Here is a 14117-nt window from a genome sequence, read left to right as displayed (position 1 = left end):
GATGCCGTGAAAATGGCACGTCCGGATCTAACTGAGAGGTGCGGGGAATAATATCCCTCATCGACTCAACCCAAGTCTCATCTCAGCCAGAACGCTGCGCTCGATTTATTGCTGGTGCGATCGCCCAACTGACAGATAATAATACTTATCGCCAGAAGCTACTTCATGTAGAGAAAGTTACTCCTATGCGTCAGTGGTCTGCGCGTCAAGCTTCCAGATTAAAGAAAAGTGATTACCGCCAAGGCTACCTTGGCCAGAGAAGAAACTAAGGATGTGAAAAAGTATTTCGAGACAATTTGATGAGAGCCATTAGCGTTCATCAGTATTGAGTTAATTTGAAATTTATTGATAAGGATGCTGAATGTTTACTTGGGCTTTGCCTTTGTTCAAGCTGCTTGGCAAGTCTGGGTTTTGTTTGCTCTGTACGGTTTGCATTTGGGTATGAGTCAGGGCGTATTGTTAGCACTGGTAGCACATAAAGTTCCAGGTGCATTACGAGGTACTGCATTTGGATTTCTTAATCTAGCAGTAGGCATAGCACTTTTACCAGCAAGTATTTTAGCTGGTGAATTATGGCAGCACTGTTATTAGTGTTCAATAATTCAAATCATTTATAATTAATAACATTGTAAAAGTTTGTAACTAAAATCATTCCTAACTTGATGTTACTAAGCTGTATAAGTTAAGAGATGAAGTATTATGAGAATTTTGATAATTGAAGATGACGATCGCATTGCTAAACCATTAGCCGAGTATTTAAGGCGACAACACCATATTGTAGATATCACAACCGATGGGCTTGAGGGATGGGAATGGTCGCAATCAGGATTATATGAGTTAATCTTATTAGATTTAATGCTGCCTAAATTAGATGGCATTACTCTATGTCAGCGTTTACGTGCTGCTTCATCTAATGCTCTGATTTTAATGCTGACAGCACGAGATACAACAGGAGATAAAATTATTGGACTCGATGCTGGTGCTGATGATTACTTGGTCAAGCCATTTGAGCTAAAAGAGTTAGCAGCACGTATCAGAGCTTTAGCGCGGAGAAGTACACAGATGCGCCCACCAATTTTAATCCACGGTGATTTGCAATTAGATCCGGCCAACCAACAGGTTACTTATGCAGGAAATATTATGTCATTAACGCCTAAAGAATACATGATATTAGAGTATTTTTTGAGACATCCAAATCAAGTTGTGACTCGTTCAGCAATCTTTGACAAGCTGTGGGAATTTGATAAATCTTCCGGGGAAGGAAGTATCAAAACTCATATTACAAATTTGCGGAATAAACTCAAAGCTGCTGGAATTTCAGAAGACTTAATTGAAAATGTTTATGGCATTGGTTATCGTTTACGACATCAGTAAAATAGTTTAATTAGAAATATTGGTCTCAATCATTACTTATATGTGTACCATCCTAAATTTTAGTTAATAACCAATAATTTGCTATCCCTAAAAATGTGTTTCAACAAATTCGATATCGTTTATTGTTGTCTTACTTGGTGGTTTTTGCATCACTGCTAGGAATATTTGCGCTCGCAGTCCGAATTGTTTTCGCTCATAGTCTGACTCAACAAATTAAAGATAAACTCACAGCTATCGGACAAGGTGCAGCTGCAAATATAGAATTTGAGGCAGGTCGCCTGAAAGTTGAAAGTGACTTTCATCCACAAGACCTAATTGCTCGTCATCAAGCATTACAGTGGTTTGATACTCAAGGTCATTTAGTTACTCAACAAGGAAAAACTGTCTTAAACTCACCATTATTACCAAGCAAAATGGTAGAAGTTCAGAGCGGCAAAGTTCGTATCCAAGCTGCAACTATACCAATTATTGATAGCGACAATAATCAGTTGGTTGGGTATGTGAGGGTGAGTCAATCTTTAGAAGAATTTGATGAAACTCTCAAAAAATTAGACTGGGGATTAGGCGGTGGAATTCTTATAACTTTGGTTCTTAGTGGGATTGGTGGCATTTTCCTAACTCGTCAAGCGATGCAACCTATTGAGGAGAGTTTTCAAAGGCTCAAACAGTTTACTGCTGATGCTTCCCATGAACTACGTAGTCCTTTAATGGCAATCAAAATTAATGCTGAGTTACCGTTAGAATATCCTATGGAAATCGGGCCAAAAGATGCAGAAAAGTTTCAGGCGATCGCCAGTGCTACTAACCAGATGACTCGCCTCACAGAAGACTTACTGTTCTTGGCACGTACGGATAAAGTTCCGAATGGGGATTGGAATAGTCTCAATTTAACGTCAATCTTAGAAAACTTATTGCTACTTTATAAACCTCAAGCCCAAGCCAAGCAAATTAATTTGATCTCTCAGCTAACAGAGAATCTTTACTTGATGGGTGACTCAGTTCAACTAACGCGGCTATTTTCTAATTTGATTGAAAACGCGCTCCATTACACACCATTAGAAGGCGTGATTGAAATCAAAACCACTCGTGTCGGTTCTCAAATTTATGTCAAAGTGCAAGATACAGGTATGGGAATTGCACCAGAGCATATCGACAAAGTTTTTGAGCGTTTTTGGCGAGCAGATAAATCACGTTCTTATAATTCTGGTGGTTCTGGTTTAGGATTGGCAATCGCTCAAGCGATCGCCCACAATCACAGTGGATTAATTACTGTTACTGGTCAATTAGGAGTTGGTAGTTGTTTTACTGTGCGTTTACCAGCTTCTTAACTACCAAAACTCGATCAATAATAAATAATATTATTTCTTCTGTAGAGGAAAATGACGTAATAAATACAAGAATATCGCTACATTCACTAAAAATACTATCAACTTTAGTATTGTTACTCCTTTAATTAATTCAAATATTTCTGGAGGTATGCTAATTCCAACTAATCCTAGAACTAACAGTGTTGCCCAAGATTTCTCATACCATAAACCAATGGCTTCAATTGCCGTTACAATAGCATAAACTCCAATAGCTATTCCACTAAATTTGAGTTTTGCTGGACTAATATTGAGAATTTTATCTATTAGCCATTCAATAATTGTGAATTTAGTTTCTAAAACATAAGATTCAGAAAACAGAGCCAAATTCTGATAATTTTTTAGGGTAAATAGCAAGGCTATAGATGTAACAGCTAGTAGGGAAGCAACAAAAGCCTTATAAATTACAATTGCTAATAAACCAGTTGAACGCTTAGATATCACTTCACCTTTCCACAGTATTTAAAGTTTCCTTAATTATAATGAGCTTGTATCTACAAATTAGGGATTTATGAAGGTTATCTTCAACAATCCCCATGTATTAGATGTTTAGTTAGTCTAGGCTACAACAGTTTCTTACTTACCATCATCATTGGTTTCGCGCTCACCATCATCAGTCTCTGAAACTTGAATACTACTCTTGGGACGAATAGCTTGATTTTTTTCATCTTCTTGATTGTCATTTTCGGCATACAAAACCTTGCCATTACCAGCATCAACTTTCACATCTTGCTGACCAATTTTTACAGAGTAAACTAAGTTGCCATCATCATTTTCCAGTTTGACGCTACTGGCCTTAGCTCCTGTAGATGCTTCAGCAGCTTGTTGTGCTTGTTTTGCTGTAATTTTAGCTAGTGGTTGCAGTTTTGCTGCTTCTTGCTGTTCTTGTACATCATCGTTTGTTTCACCATCACCATCACTGGCTTGGGCAACTTGGGTAGCAATATGATGCTGATGTACAACTGCTACTGGAGATTGTGGTTGTTTTGCTCCTACAACTCTCGACAATCCAGCAAAGCCCAAAGTCCCAACAAAAGCTACTGCCAAAATGATTTTTGTTGAAGTTTTCATACTTGTAGAATCCCTAAAATTCTGGATTTGTAATTTCACGATAGGTAATAAAAGTTCAGATATAGTCAAGATTAAATTGAATTTTGTAGATTAAATATTAAATAGCATAATTCACTTTTAATTAGAAAATTTAGCTATTTTAAGTCTATTTCTCAGAAATAAACGTCATTAAAAATCAAATCTTGACTTTTTCTTGACTTTCGCTGTGTAAAGTCTAATTATTCTGCACGTAATTCAAATTATGAAAAAATTGACAGAATAAGTAGTTGTGTCATCAATTTGGGATAAATAGCAGGAGATTTGTTATTAAGGACGCTAAATTTAGGCTAGAAAAATAGGTTTATCGAGTATTCTCTAATTTCATTTCTACCGAAAATCAAGGATAACAAATATCATGGTAAATATTTTAAATAGAGTTCCAGAAGTAACAATTTACTTCTGGATTATTAAGATTATGGCAACCACAGTAGGCGAAACTGCGGCTGATTTTTTATCAATAACGCTCAACTTGGGTTTAAGTATTACATCATATATTATGAGCTGCTTATTACTGATTGCACTTATAAATCAGTTTAGGCTAAAACGGTATGCTCCACTGAGTTACTGGTTAGTCGTCGTTTTGATAAGTATCGTTGGGACATTAATTACTGATAGATTGGTAGACGATTTTGGAGTTAGTTTGGTGACAACTACCATAATTTTTAGTTGTCTATTGTTGGCAGTTTTTGCGTTTTGGTATTTCAGCGAAAAGACATTAGCCATGCACTCCATCAACACAGCTAAAAGAGAACTTTTCTACTGGATAGCTATTTTACTGACATTTGCTTTGGGTACTTCAACAGGCGACCTATTAGCCGAGGCTTCGGGATTAGGTTATGCACAATCAGCATTAGTATTTGGGGCGGCAATTGCAATCATAACTAGTGGTTATTTTTACTTGAGGATGAATGCAGTTTTGGCATTCTGGTTAGCTTACATCTTGACTCGTCCATTTGGAGCATCGATAGGTGATTTACTATCTCAACCTACTAAAAATGGTGGTTTTGGCTATGGTACGGTTGGAACCAGTATGCTTTTCCTCTGTATCATTATCAGCCTCGTAATTTACTTAAGCCTTAAGCGGAAGAAATCAGGCTTAGTGCCTTAGTGCCGATTGACCGAGAAGATTGATAATTTGCGATCGCCTGACTCATCTGTTCACTGTTCAATAGCTTTTAAAGCTGTAGTGCCTATGGGACATAGCTTAGAGCTTTTCTTACTGCCAATGATGACTTAGTATTTTTTGGGAAACATACATGAATAAAGTTGCAAAAGTCACAATTTACTTCTGGATTATGAAGATTATCGCCACGACGCTCGGTGAGACCGCAGGTGACTTCATTTCAATGACTCTTGGACTGGGGTATTACATAGCTTTTGCTGTAACGTTCGCCATTTTAGCTATTCTCTTATTTTTTCAAATTCAAGGAGATAGATATCGTCCAGCCCTTTATTGGGTGGCGATCGTTGCCACAACCACAGCCGGGACTGAAGTTTCAGACTTGATGGATCGATCTTTCGGGCTGGGATACGCAGTGGGATCGCTGATTTTGGTAGCCTGTCTCTTGAGCGTTCTTGCTATCTGGTACTACCGAGATCGAGACCTGAGTGTTTATCCCATCATTAGGAAAGACGCAGAGACAACCTATTGGCTGGCTGTGGTGTTCTCTAACAGTTTGGGAACAGCTTTTGGTGACTTTCTTACCAGCAACTTAGGACTAAGCTATATTCAGGGCGCATTGGTGACAGCTAGCGTCATTGGTGTTGTTATCGCCCTTCACTACATGACAAAGTTGAGCGATGTTCTCCTATTCTGGCTCGCGTTCATCTTTACACGCCCCTTTGGAGCCACTTTCGGAGATTTTTTGACTAAGCCAATCAAAAATGGTGGTCTCTCACTACCAAGGGAATATGCGTCAGCGATCGCTTTTATCTTGCTAGCACTTGTCCTCTTCTTTTCCGTGCAAAAGGAGAAAAAAATACGTCATCCACTTGAGTAGAAAACGAATGCTTATTTTGAAAAATTTTTCCCCATTTTAGCTAATAACTGTATTTCCGCCGACCTACGCTAGCAGTAGGTAGGTCTTTTGACGATGAATAACATTTAAATATGCTACGACAACTTTCTCATTTCTGGTTGCGTTATATACATCCTCGTTTAGTTACATTAATTGCTGCTATTGGTATTGTTGGACTTGTTAGTTGTCTGCTGATTCTTTTTATTTTAGCAAAACTAGCCGAAGAGGTTTTAGAGCGAGAGGCTTTTGCATTTGATACTAATTTTTTGTTATGGCTACATCAGTTTGCCAATCCCAACTTAGATAATTTCATGTTGTTCATTACAAATCTTGGTAATCCTAAAACTGTAGTTGTGGTTGCAGGAGTTACTTTGTTATTACTTTGGTGGCGACGTTATCGAGAAGATGCAAAAATTTTTGTACTTGCTTGCTTGGGGGCATTGATTTTAAATACAGGGCTAAAGTTGTTTTTTTCTAAACCTCGTCCTGAACTTTGGCATCGCTTGATTTCTGAAACATCTTTTAGTTTTCCTAGTGGTCACGCACTAGGTTCTATGGTGCTTTATGGTTTCATTGCTTATGAGTTGGCAACTCACTATCCTCAGTTTGCCAAAGTTATCTACAGTTTGACAGTTATTTTAATTGCTGCTATTGGTTTGAGCCGCTTATATTTAGGAGTCCATTGGCCCACAGACATAATTGCCGGTTATGGGGTCGGTTTTTTGTGGCTGATGATATGTATGACGATGCTTAAATTGCAAAAACTAAGGTAAAAAATTTAAGAAAATATGTAGGCAGCGGCGGGCGTAGCCATCGCCCAGGATTGTCCTTGTCGTCCTTGGGGATTACCGTATTCTGCATTGCAGTACTGTCGCGCAAATAAAGCACTTCCAGCACCATGTCTTCCTTGTGTGTTGATGCCAAATACAAAAATCTGGTTTTCTGCTAGTTTGATAACTCTATCAGGAATAATTTTGTAGGGATGATTATTTGACATTTGGTTCTTTTACCCAAAAGAAAAGATTGGGATATCTGTGGTTAAATTTTTTTACTTCTGCTTGAGCAGCAGTTAGGTTATCCCATAATTCCATCTCTCCATAATCACCTCTTATCATTGCTTCTTGTCTAGAATTTGGATGATTGAAAATTAGGGGTGATGCGTCTTTACTAGAATTTTTTCTTCGCCAACAAATACAATACTTGTCCATTTTATATAAACTGATAATAGAATTAATTACTATCAGTTTATATTTTTATTATGCTGACTGCTTAATCTGGTTTAGAGCTATTAACATTTCTTCTCGATTGAGATGTCGTTTCTTGCCTGTTTTAGATACTTGAATAGCGTAACTCCATTTTATTCCAGCTTGTGAACATCTTTTTCTTAACTGTTGAACAGTGATATGTTTGTTTGTAGATCCTTGATTTTTGTTAGATATCCGAAGTTTGGATTTATCAGTTAAATTTTCGATTTTACTTACAGTGGGTTTTATGGATGTAGTGCAGTTGCAGTGCTTTTCAAAAGCGATAGATATCTCTAGCAAGAATTGGAAAATGAAGAAAGTAGAAAATCCGTAAATAAGAATGTAGAGAAGCCCTGTTAGCATATACTGTGCTAATTCCATTGTTTTAACTCCTGTTGATATAACTAGTAACTGGCTATTTAATGAAGCGGTATACCAGCTTTCTATTTATATCAAAGCGTTAGCTTGTGAAAATTTACTCTGAAGTAAAGATCCGATAATAAATTAATGGTGTAATAGTAGTGAAATATCTTACGCTTGGTTTACTTAAATAAAGATGCCACTCTACATATATTTAACAACTGTTCTAATATTATCAACTAACTGTAGTATCATTCCCAAAATAGCTTTCCAGCCAAGTATTATTCCCCAAAATCCGCTAACAAATAGACCAAGTACTGATTTAAGGAAGATAACTCCTCTGTAATTTATCTCGACATTTGATTCGGCTTTGGCATAGATAACACCATCTCCAATTTTATTTTTCAAATTCCTTATTTTTTGTTCTTCTTCTCTAATCCTTCTTTCTTCTTGCACTTTCCAGCCCCAAGGGACAAATCCCAAAATAATCGAAATTGGAAGGTAGAATGGCCAGTTATATATGTAGCCAAGAGAAGCATATATGATGAAAAAGGTTAGCCCCAAACCAGTACGCCAAATTAAACACCAAATAATAAACAAACTGTTGATAATAGCGTTACGGATAACTATATTTCGATTTTGATGATATGACATTTGAAGGTGGCTCCCGATAGCTAATATTTAATTTTTATTTATGGTGATTGCATACCTTAAGATTAAACTTAAGGCTAGTTTGAATTATTATCTTGATAGTTGGAAATTATAAAATACATAATAAATTGCAATTAATTATTGAACTACACCAAATAATGTTAAATTTACCAAGCTATCATAACAATATTTGTAATTAGACCGGCACATAATTACTGCTGCTAAAATTGATATTTACTGTTTTACCGATTATATCTTCACTGATTTTAAATCTAAGCAAAGGTTTGATGATTTTTTTAATAAGTTTAAAATTGAGGTATTTTTTTTAAAAAAATAAAAATGATTAAGATTTGACTCTTAACCATTTGATGATATATTTGTAAAATGATGGGATATACCTGTGTTTGATTTACATGGTTGAGGCGTATGCCATTAGTTGTGGTTTTTCTTGTTGCGCCCCTTAGTAGCTGATTGCACCTTAAATCGTACCTGTTTCCCAATAGTTATCTCAGCAACATCGCTAATATCTTTACCAGATTTATAGGCTTCAAGAATTGCCTTATTATTAGCTTGGTACTTAATAACTCTAAATTCATCAGGAAAATCTTGATCATCTACCTCTACTAGTAAGTTAGCGACTTTGGGTGGGTTATCCCTGATTTCAATTACCCTTTCCTTACCAACATTTTTGTCACTGATTAATCCAATCTCGTGCAGATGGATCAGGGTACGCTTGATTTGTTCAAGTTGAGTTTTACGACGTGAAATTACCCGATCGTGGAGTTCGGCTACTCGCACTTTTCTTTCTTCCCAGGTTTCAAGGTCAAGATTTAACTGGTCAACTACCCAGGCGATCGCATCAATTTTGGTTTCGATACCATCTTGAACACCCATAAGTTCTTGTACGAGTTGTTCTACTTTACCTTCTTCGCCTAACTCGCTTGCTTCTTCTATCTGTGACCAGAGTTTAGCAGCATCTAAGCTTAACTCTTTGAGCGTGAGTTGATTGATTTCGCGTTCAATTGCTTGAGTCATGATTTACTTTTTGATATGAAAAACCAGTAGCAGTTACCTAGTTACCTGCTACTGCTTGTTTACTAGGAAGAGGTGATGCTTGAAGGGAGATTGAATCTAGTACCCGTACCGCAAGTGATAGTAATCTGACTTTTCTTGTGCTAATTCTGCTTCGTAGTCATAGTAATCCGCCTCGCTTAGTATGGTGCTTATTTGTTGAATTTGCTGGACAGAGGTTACTAATTTTTTGTTAGCTTTTAGATGAGAATTAGTAGTAATTTTCATGTCTATACAACTTCAATTTTTCAATGAAGTTATTGCGTCAGCAAATGTTGTGATATTGACTTAGAAAGATAATATTTCTTTTTTACATTTCTCATAACTATCTACTATTAATTTGTCTTTAACTACTGGCTTTTCTACCACAAAGATAGTTGTCCTGGTGATATGTTTCCCCGTCGTCGCGTATGGAACAGCAGATGACAACCTGTGCATAAAGCCGCGAGATTCTCAATTCGATTATCTTCGGGCAGATAATTCCAATGGTGAACCACTAAAGTTTTAATACTGCGTTCTCTACGATTTAAGCCATCTCTTTTATCAGTTGGGCGTAAGCATTGTATACCACAGCGCGTGCATTTCCAGTCGGATTTTGATTTGACCTCAAGTGCGATAGTATCCCAGTTTGAAGAATAGCGACTGCGGGTTTTGCTAGTCATTAATCAGTCCTTTTGGGTTACACAAAAATAATTTTGATTATATCGTTAATGTTTATCATAATATACTTAATTTTTTATATTCAGTTTGGTTTGTAAATTTATTTACGTATTTAAGGAACTCTTGACTTTTAAAAAAGGATAGATATGCACTGATTATTGTAATTAAATAACGCAGGTTACGCCAAAAAATAAAATATAAGTCTTTGATATCGATATGGATTTCTAGCGGAGCAAGCTAATGATTGACGCAGAGGATATACTACTCTTGCGGTTGCTCCTTTGATGAATTTGATGCAATATTATTGTTTTTATATTGAGTATTTAAGCAGAAAGTTTTTCGGAAAAATTCACCTGCGACATAACTTGTGCGCGTACTGAATTAGCAGCTGTCTCTGCAATTTCTGCTCTATCAGAATCAGTAAGAAGTACTGCAAGTAGCGATTTGAGAGCTTCGCGGTTAGATATAAACTCTTCACTGTATAAATCATCTTGCAGCAGGGTGGCTTCTAAGTGAGGTAATAGCTCAGGCGCAGGAGATAGTAACCGCTCTTTAATGCGTGTTCTTGCAGTCTCCGTTGCCGCTTTTGTACCTACACCTAAATCCCATGTTTCAATTATTAGTCTGATTTCACGGTTAAGTGATACACGCAGCGTTGATAGGCGACCAAATAAAGGAAGGTTAAGCATTAAAGGTGGTAGTGCATTACCCCAATCCAAACCAGCACCAATAGTGCAATTGGCTTCATCTTCGATACGAACAGCTTCATCGAGCCATCCTTCCCCAAAAAGTAAATCTATAGCTTCTTGGGTTGTTACTGGCTCATTCACCTGAGAATTATTATTTTGCTGTTGATGATTCATAAATTGTTACTTTATCTCCGTCTCAATGCCCCATACTCAAAGTAAACCAAATTATCGTATTCTTCTTCAGGCCCGCAGTTAAACATATTTTGTTTTTCGTAAAATCCTACAGACCTTGGTAAAGAATGCAACCCAACTCTACCTTCATACCCTAGCTCAACACTTCTAATTCTTGCAAAATTTAAAAGTGCTTGACCAACACCTTTGAATTGAGGCGGACGCTGAATTTCAATTCGGTTAGTGGGGGCAGTTGCAATACCATCAACATAAACTAGTCTCTTACCAATATTCAACCGTGAACCGTGCATTTGTGTTTCTATTATCATTAAACCTTGAGTCGTGTTTCCGCACTCAACTGCATAACCTTCAAGATTTTCTTGATTGGCAATATATCTTAATTTAAATATCCAGTCCCAGTATTTATCTTCTTGAGTAAATAACCTTAAATTTTCGACCCAATCATTGACATAATCATCAATATGTTTTTGTCCTAAATCTATTAGATAGGCTTCAACAGGTGTATTATCAACACCCCTTTTTAACTCGATTTTTCGCTGCACCTAAAGCTCCTAATTGTCAACTGATTGTTAAAGCTTGTGACTGCTATTTGACTGGTAGATAAAAGAGTAAATGTGAATGCGTATATCAATAGCTTTATGCCAACCAGCAAGCACAGCATCATCTGAAATGTCTCCAAGAACTACCAAACTATCTTCTTTATCCACATAGTAAGGTAAAGGTTCAGCCTCTAACCAACCATAAGCGATCGCTTGGGAGTTTTGCTCGTCAAAAACTGAAACTTTTAAGCACTGCTCGTACCTGAAGTAGTAATAGGGTAAATAGCAAGCTGGATATTCTCTTAAAGATTCGCGATTAACTGTGTATGATTGCCAACGTAGTCGCTCACCCTTAATTTCTTTTGGATTAGCTTCTAGCCAATCATAAAGTTTTTTAGCTTGCCGCAATGCGTGGTCGTTGCCTTCAAAAACAACGCTGGGAAGAAAAATATCGCCGTCAAAATGTACCGCAACTTCAAATAAATCTTCATCCTCATCTTCGGCTTCTGCTTCTGTTACCTCAATGATTCCAGCCTTATATAGTTCGCTCATTTCCTAGCATTGCTTCGTCAGATATACCCCTACATTATTAAAATTTTAGCTTTCAGTTACAAAATAATCAGAACGCTCTGTTGCTTCTAATACCTTATCTGGAAGGAAATTTTGTTTGTGTAGACGAGCTAGTGCTGTGGTGTTAGCGCGGTTCGGCAGTCCGGTTTTGGAGGTTTTCTCCTGGAGGAACTGCCGTGCATGGTTTCCTACTCCAGTCCCCACAATGGAGCTTCCCCCGGCAAGCGATTGGCTCGACTTGAGGCGACTGGCGTGCGGTTTATAACCACACTTTTAAGGTTAATTTGGCACTAATAAGCTACCGTTGCATCCAAACAAGAACTGCTATAGTTTCTGCTTTTTACAACGCCCTTAAAAATTTTGCGTCATTTTTTAATACTGCCCTGTTAAGCAAGTGAACACCCTCAAACCTTGAAACTCAGGCAGCTGAATTATGGCTAATATGTCTCCAGCCTCTAAGCGTCGCAAGAGACACCAACTACTACAAATGTATGGAAACCATTGTTGCTGGTGTGGTAAGCAAATGACCAAATCGGAAAGAACCATTGAACACTTGCTTCCCAAGAGCCTGGGTGGATCTAATAGTCTCTCGAATTTGCGTTTGGCTTGTTTCAGTTGCAATAATTCCCGTGGTAACAGTCTGTTACCTCCACGGTTAAGAAATGTTTTTGATCTGGCAAATAAAACTTCCTAAGAACAAGCATCCAGTTGAATTTTATGAAAAGATGCCCCCGAAAATTATTAGATATCGCTATCTAGCCAAATGCCATAATAGCGATCGCAAAAACCGCCTGTTAAAAAAGTGGCATGGATGACCTAGAGCAACAGTTGATCGGTTTAATTACGCAGATACGTCAACACGTACCTAAGAGCCTACAATGGCGATTAGCCATGAATCGATTACTACTTGAAATCCAGCAATTTCCAGGATTACGCAAATCCTCTCATCCTGATTATCCAGAAGCCCTAAATCGTACATTCGAGTGGGTTAGCAATAATATTTCTGAATTTGAGCCTTATTCTGACTCGGTTGCAGAAAGTTTGGTGAGATGGGTTAACGGTTACCTTCGCTGGCGAATTCAAGATTTATACTCTCCTGATAAAAATGCTCCACTCAGCTTAGATGTGAACATTGCTTCAGACTTTGGAGAAATAACTCTGTTAGATAAATTACCCAATTCTACTTTGAGTGGTTTGGATGCTCTAATTGAAAATTCTCAGAGAGAAAGTAAGCAACGAATTGGTCTAGAATTAAAGCTTTATATTGAGCAAGATCCCGAAGAAAAGCTCAAAAATAGTTATCTTCGTTCTTCTGTTGAGTGTAATTGCCAATTTCTCAGCCAAAGATTAGTACTCAAAGAACCACCTGACAAAGTTGCAGAGATAGCGCGAGACTTGAGCATTCCTAGAACAACTGTCAATTCGCATTGGAAGAGAAAATGCGAACCAATGTTGCAAAAAATTGCTGAAAATTTGGGATATAAACAGGAGCAATCGTTATGAGTAGTACAACTTCCCCTTTATTAATGGTTCCGCTAGATTTAGAAATTCATTCTAGAGCCAGACATTTAGCGGCTCAACAAAGCACAGTAGAAAAAGGTAAGCGAGTTTATTTGAATGCGTTAGCAGTTTACGCAGTTCATAGCTATTTAAAATGGTTGCAAATACCAACAAATTTTCAGGAATCAGATTGTTGGAATCCAGTAAAAGCAGCTTTATCAAATGCAGCTGATTTGGTAATTCCAAATGTGGGAACTTTAGAATGCCGTCCAGTTTTACCCCAAGAAACTGTCATATTATTACCAAGCACTAGCGAAAATCGGATTGGCTATGTAGCTATACAGTTTCAGGAAAGCCTAGATTCAGTGCAACTATTGGGATTTGCACCTGCCTTTGATGAAGTAAATCTGCCTGCACAGCTAGAAGTGTCACAACTCCAACCTATTGACGCTTTGATTGAGCAAATCACCCGTCTTGAAGAAGCGATCGCTTTTCTACAAACTGATGACTCAGTGGCAGTACAAGTACGTTCTGTATTAGACAATAAACCTTTATCAGAGATTGTGGCACAATTTGAGCTTCTTTACCGGACTGTCGATGAATTTGAGTGGCGGTACGCCGGAGGAGAAATATTAGCTGGAGATACTCTTGCTGTTGGTGCTACCCGTGAAACAATTCAGCAAGATGATAGCGAATTACAAGATTTAGCCCAAATGCTATTGGAGAAGTTAGCTGAAATTTGGGGAGATGTTGCGTAGTTTGAGCGGTTGGGAAT

22 protein-coding genes are annotated in these 14117 nt (G+C 37.6%); 10 read left to right on the top strand and 12 right to left on the bottom strand.

Annotation, left to right across the window (positions count from 1 at the left end; all coding sequences use genetic code 11):
* The first annotated feature begins 38 nt into the window (after positions 1-38).
* The 4 genes from AACU25_RS35635 (at position 39) to AACU25_RS35620 (ending at position 2702) form a co-directional block, all read left to right on the top strand.
* Complete coding sequence (locus AACU25_RS35635; RefSeq protein WP_422641129.1) at positions 39-269, top strand: hypothetical protein; 231 nt, start codon at positions 39-41, stop codon at positions 267-269.
* 85 nt (positions 270-354) lie between these two features.
* Positions 355-591 (top strand): hypothetical protein, encoded by a 237-nt coding sequence (locus AACU25_RS35630; RefSeq protein WP_321206610.1) that lies wholly within the window; start codon positions 355-357, stop codon positions 589-591.
* Between the two features lie 108 nt (positions 592-699).
* Entirely contained in the window at positions 700-1374 is a 675-nt protein-coding gene (locus AACU25_RS35625; protein ID WP_096585139.1) for a response regulator transcription factor, read from the top strand.
* A gap of 95 nt (positions 1375-1469) precedes the next feature.
* Complete coding sequence (locus tag AACU25_RS35620; protein WP_096585138.1) at positions 1470-2702, top strand: HAMP domain-containing sensor histidine kinase; 1233 nt, start codon at positions 1470-1472, stop codon at positions 2700-2702.
* A 30-nt stretch (positions 2703-2732) separates the two neighbouring features.
* Here the strand turns inward: AACU25_RS35620 and AACU25_RS35615 are convergent, their stop codons facing one another.
* Complete coding sequence (locus tag AACU25_RS35615; protein WP_096585135.1) at positions 2733-3182, bottom strand: DUF2127 domain-containing protein; 450 nt, start codon at positions 3180-3182, stop codon at positions 2733-2735.
* 132 nt (positions 3183-3314) lie between these two features.
* Positions 3315-3809: a PepSY domain-containing protein gene (locus AACU25_RS35610; RefSeq protein WP_096585132.1), complete on the bottom strand. Its 495-nt coding sequence runs from the start codon at positions 3807-3809 to the stop codon at positions 3315-3317.
* 394 nt (positions 3810-4203) lie between these two features.
* On the opposite strand from AACU25_RS35610, the gene AACU25_RS35605 reads away from it, so the two are divergent.
* The 3 genes from AACU25_RS35605 to AACU25_RS35595 all read left to right on the top strand — a co-directional run bounded on the left by AACU25_RS35605 (position 4204) and on the right by AACU25_RS35595 (position 6639).
* Complete coding sequence (locus AACU25_RS35605) at positions 4204-4956, top strand: COG4705 family protein (RefSeq protein WP_096585129.1); 753 nt, start codon at positions 4204-4206, stop codon at positions 4954-4956.
* A gap of 148 nt (positions 4957-5104) precedes the next feature.
* A complete protein-coding gene (locus tag AACU25_RS35600; protein ID WP_096585126.1) occupies positions 5105-5848 on the top strand; it encodes a COG4705 family protein in 744 nt (247 codons plus the stop codon).
* A 110-nt stretch (positions 5849-5958) separates the two neighbouring features.
* Entirely contained in the window at positions 5959-6639 is a 681-nt protein-coding gene (locus tag AACU25_RS35595) for a phosphatase PAP2 family protein (RefSeq protein WP_096585123.1), read from the top strand.
* Between the two features lie 5 nt (positions 6640-6644).
* Here the strand turns inward: AACU25_RS35595 and AACU25_RS35590 are convergent, their stop codons facing one another.
* From AACU25_RS35590 to AACU25_RS35550, 10 genes are all read right to left on the bottom strand, one after another.
* Positions 6645-6863: an A1S_2505 family phage non-structural protein gene (locus AACU25_RS35590; RefSeq protein WP_096585120.1), complete on the bottom strand. Its 219-nt coding sequence runs from the start codon at positions 6861-6863 to the stop codon at positions 6645-6647.
* Between the two features lie 259 nt (positions 6864-7122).
* A complete protein-coding gene (locus AACU25_RS35585; protein ID WP_096585113.1) occupies positions 7123-7491 on the bottom strand; it encodes a hypothetical protein in 369 nt (122 codons plus the stop codon).
* A 183-nt stretch (positions 7492-7674) separates the two neighbouring features.
* Positions 7675-8124, bottom strand: coding sequence for a hypothetical protein (locus AACU25_RS35580; RefSeq protein ID WP_096585110.1), 450 nt, complete (start codon positions 8122-8124; stop codon positions 7675-7677).
* 429 nt (positions 8125-8553) lie between these two features.
* A complete protein-coding gene (locus AACU25_RS35575) occupies positions 8554-9156 on the bottom strand; it encodes a siphovirus Gp157 family protein (protein WP_096585107.1) in 603 nt (200 codons plus the stop codon).
* A gap of 96 nt (positions 9157-9252) precedes the next feature.
* Complete coding sequence (locus AACU25_RS37105; RefSeq protein WP_479688193.1) at positions 9253-9420, bottom strand: hypothetical protein; 168 nt, start codon at positions 9418-9420, stop codon at positions 9253-9255.
* Between the two features lie 134 nt (positions 9421-9554).
* Complete coding sequence (locus AACU25_RS35570) at positions 9555-9854, bottom strand: HNH endonuclease (protein ID WP_096585104.1); 300 nt, start codon at positions 9852-9854, stop codon at positions 9555-9557.
* Between the two features lie 321 nt (positions 9855-10175).
* A complete protein-coding gene (locus AACU25_RS35565) occupies positions 10176-10715 on the bottom strand; it encodes a hypothetical protein (protein WP_096585101.1) in 540 nt (179 codons plus the stop codon).
* Between the two features lie 11 nt (positions 10716-10726).
* Complete coding sequence (locus AACU25_RS35560) at positions 10727-11275, bottom strand: GNAT family protein (RefSeq protein ID WP_096585098.1); 549 nt, start codon at positions 11273-11275, stop codon at positions 10727-10729.
* Positions 11276-11302: 27 nt separating this feature from the next.
* Positions 11303-11824, bottom strand: a complete 522-nt coding sequence (locus AACU25_RS35555; RefSeq protein WP_096585095.1) for a hypothetical protein — start codon at positions 11822-11824, stop codon at positions 11303-11305.
* 45 nt (positions 11825-11869) lie between these two features.
* On the bottom strand, positions 11870-12046 hold the full coding sequence (locus AACU25_RS35550; protein WP_190445661.1) for a hypothetical protein: 177 nt from the start codon (positions 12044-12046) through the stop codon (positions 11870-11872).
* Positions 12047-12275: 229 nt separating this feature from the next.
* Here AACU25_RS35550 and AACU25_RS35545 point away from each other — a divergent pair, with 229 nt between their 5' ends.
* From AACU25_RS35545 to AACU25_RS35535, 3 genes are all read left to right on the top strand, one after another.
* Positions 12276-12536, top strand: coding sequence for an HNH endonuclease (locus AACU25_RS35545; protein ID WP_096585091.1), 261 nt, complete (start codon positions 12276-12278; stop codon positions 12534-12536).
* 113 nt (positions 12537-12649) lie between these two features.
* A complete protein-coding gene (locus AACU25_RS35540) occupies positions 12650-13345 on the top strand; it encodes a hypothetical protein (protein WP_096585087.1) in 696 nt (231 codons plus the stop codon).
* Positions 13342-14100 (top strand): DUF1822 family protein, encoded by a 759-nt coding sequence (locus AACU25_RS35535; protein ID WP_096585084.1) that lies wholly within the window; start codon positions 13342-13344, stop codon positions 14098-14100. The genes AACU25_RS35540 and AACU25_RS35535 overlap by 4 nt, the downstream gene beginning before the upstream one ends.
* The last annotated feature ends 17 nt before the right edge of the window (positions 14101-14117 follow it).

The organism is Tolypothrix tenuis PCC 7101 (assembly GCF_963874875.1).
Classification (GTDB): Bacteria; Cyanobacteriota; Cyanobacteriia; order Cyanobacteriales; family Nostocaceae; genus Aulosira; species Aulosira tenue.
This window is presented reverse-complemented; position numbering and strand designations above follow the sequence as displayed.

Coding starts and splice junctions, on each gene's coding strand:
- AACU25_RS35565 (WP_096585101.1), bottom strand. CDS start 10,715: ATGAATCATCAACAGCAAAATAATAATTCTCAGGTGAATGAGCCAGTA.
- AACU25_RS35540 (WP_096585087.1), top strand. CDS start 12,650: ATGGATGACCTAGAGCAACAGTTGATCGGTTTAATTACGCAGATACGT.
- AACU25_RS35590 (WP_096585120.1), bottom strand. CDS start 6,863: ATGTCAAATAATCATCCCTACAAAATTATTCCTGATAGAGTTATCAAA.
- AACU25_RS35570 (WP_096585104.1), bottom strand. CDS start 9,854: ATGACTAGCAAAACCCGCAGTCGCTATTCTTCAAACTGGGATACTATC.
- AACU25_RS35585 (WP_096585113.1), bottom strand. CDS start 7,491: ATGGAATTAGCACAGTATATGCTAACAGGGCTTCTCTACATTCTTATT.
- AACU25_RS35630 (WP_321206610.1), top strand. CDS start 355: ATGCTGAATGTTTACTTGGGCTTTGCCTTTGTTCAAGCTGCTTGGCAA.
- AACU25_RS35600 (WP_096585126.1), top strand. CDS start 5,105: ATGAATAAAGTTGCAAAAGTCACAATTTACTTCTGGATTATGAAGATT.
- AACU25_RS35610 (WP_096585132.1), bottom strand. CDS start 3,809: ATGAAAACTTCAACAAAAATCATTTTGGCAGTAGCTTTTGTTGGGACT.
- AACU25_RS35595 (WP_096585123.1), top strand. CDS start 5,959: ATGCTACGACAACTTTCTCATTTCTGGTTGCGTTATATACATCCTCGT.
- AACU25_RS35545 (WP_096585091.1), top strand. CDS start 12,276: ATGGCTAATATGTCTCCAGCCTCTAAGCGTCGCAAGAGACACCAACTA.
- AACU25_RS35535 (WP_096585084.1), top strand. CDS start 13,342: ATGAGTAGTACAACTTCCCCTTTATTAATGGTTCCGCTAGATTTAGAA.
- AACU25_RS35605 (WP_096585129.1), top strand. CDS start 4,204: ATGGTAAATATTTTAAATAGAGTTCCAGAAGTAACAATTTACTTCTGG.
- AACU25_RS37105 (WP_479688193.1), bottom strand. CDS start 9,420: ATGAAAATTACTACTAATTCTCATCTAAAAGCTAACAAAAAATTAGTA.
- AACU25_RS35555 (WP_096585095.1), bottom strand. CDS start 11,824: ATGAGCGAACTATATAAGGCTGGAATCATTGAGGTAACAGAAGCAGAA.
- AACU25_RS35575 (WP_096585107.1), bottom strand. CDS start 9,156: ATGACTCAAGCAATTGAACGCGAAATCAATCAACTCACGCTCAAAGAG.
- AACU25_RS35580 (WP_096585110.1), bottom strand. CDS start 8,124: ATGTCATATCATCAAAATCGAAATATAGTTATCCGTAACGCTATTATC.
- AACU25_RS35625 (WP_096585139.1), top strand. CDS start 700: ATGAGAATTTTGATAATTGAAGATGACGATCGCATTGCTAAACCATTA.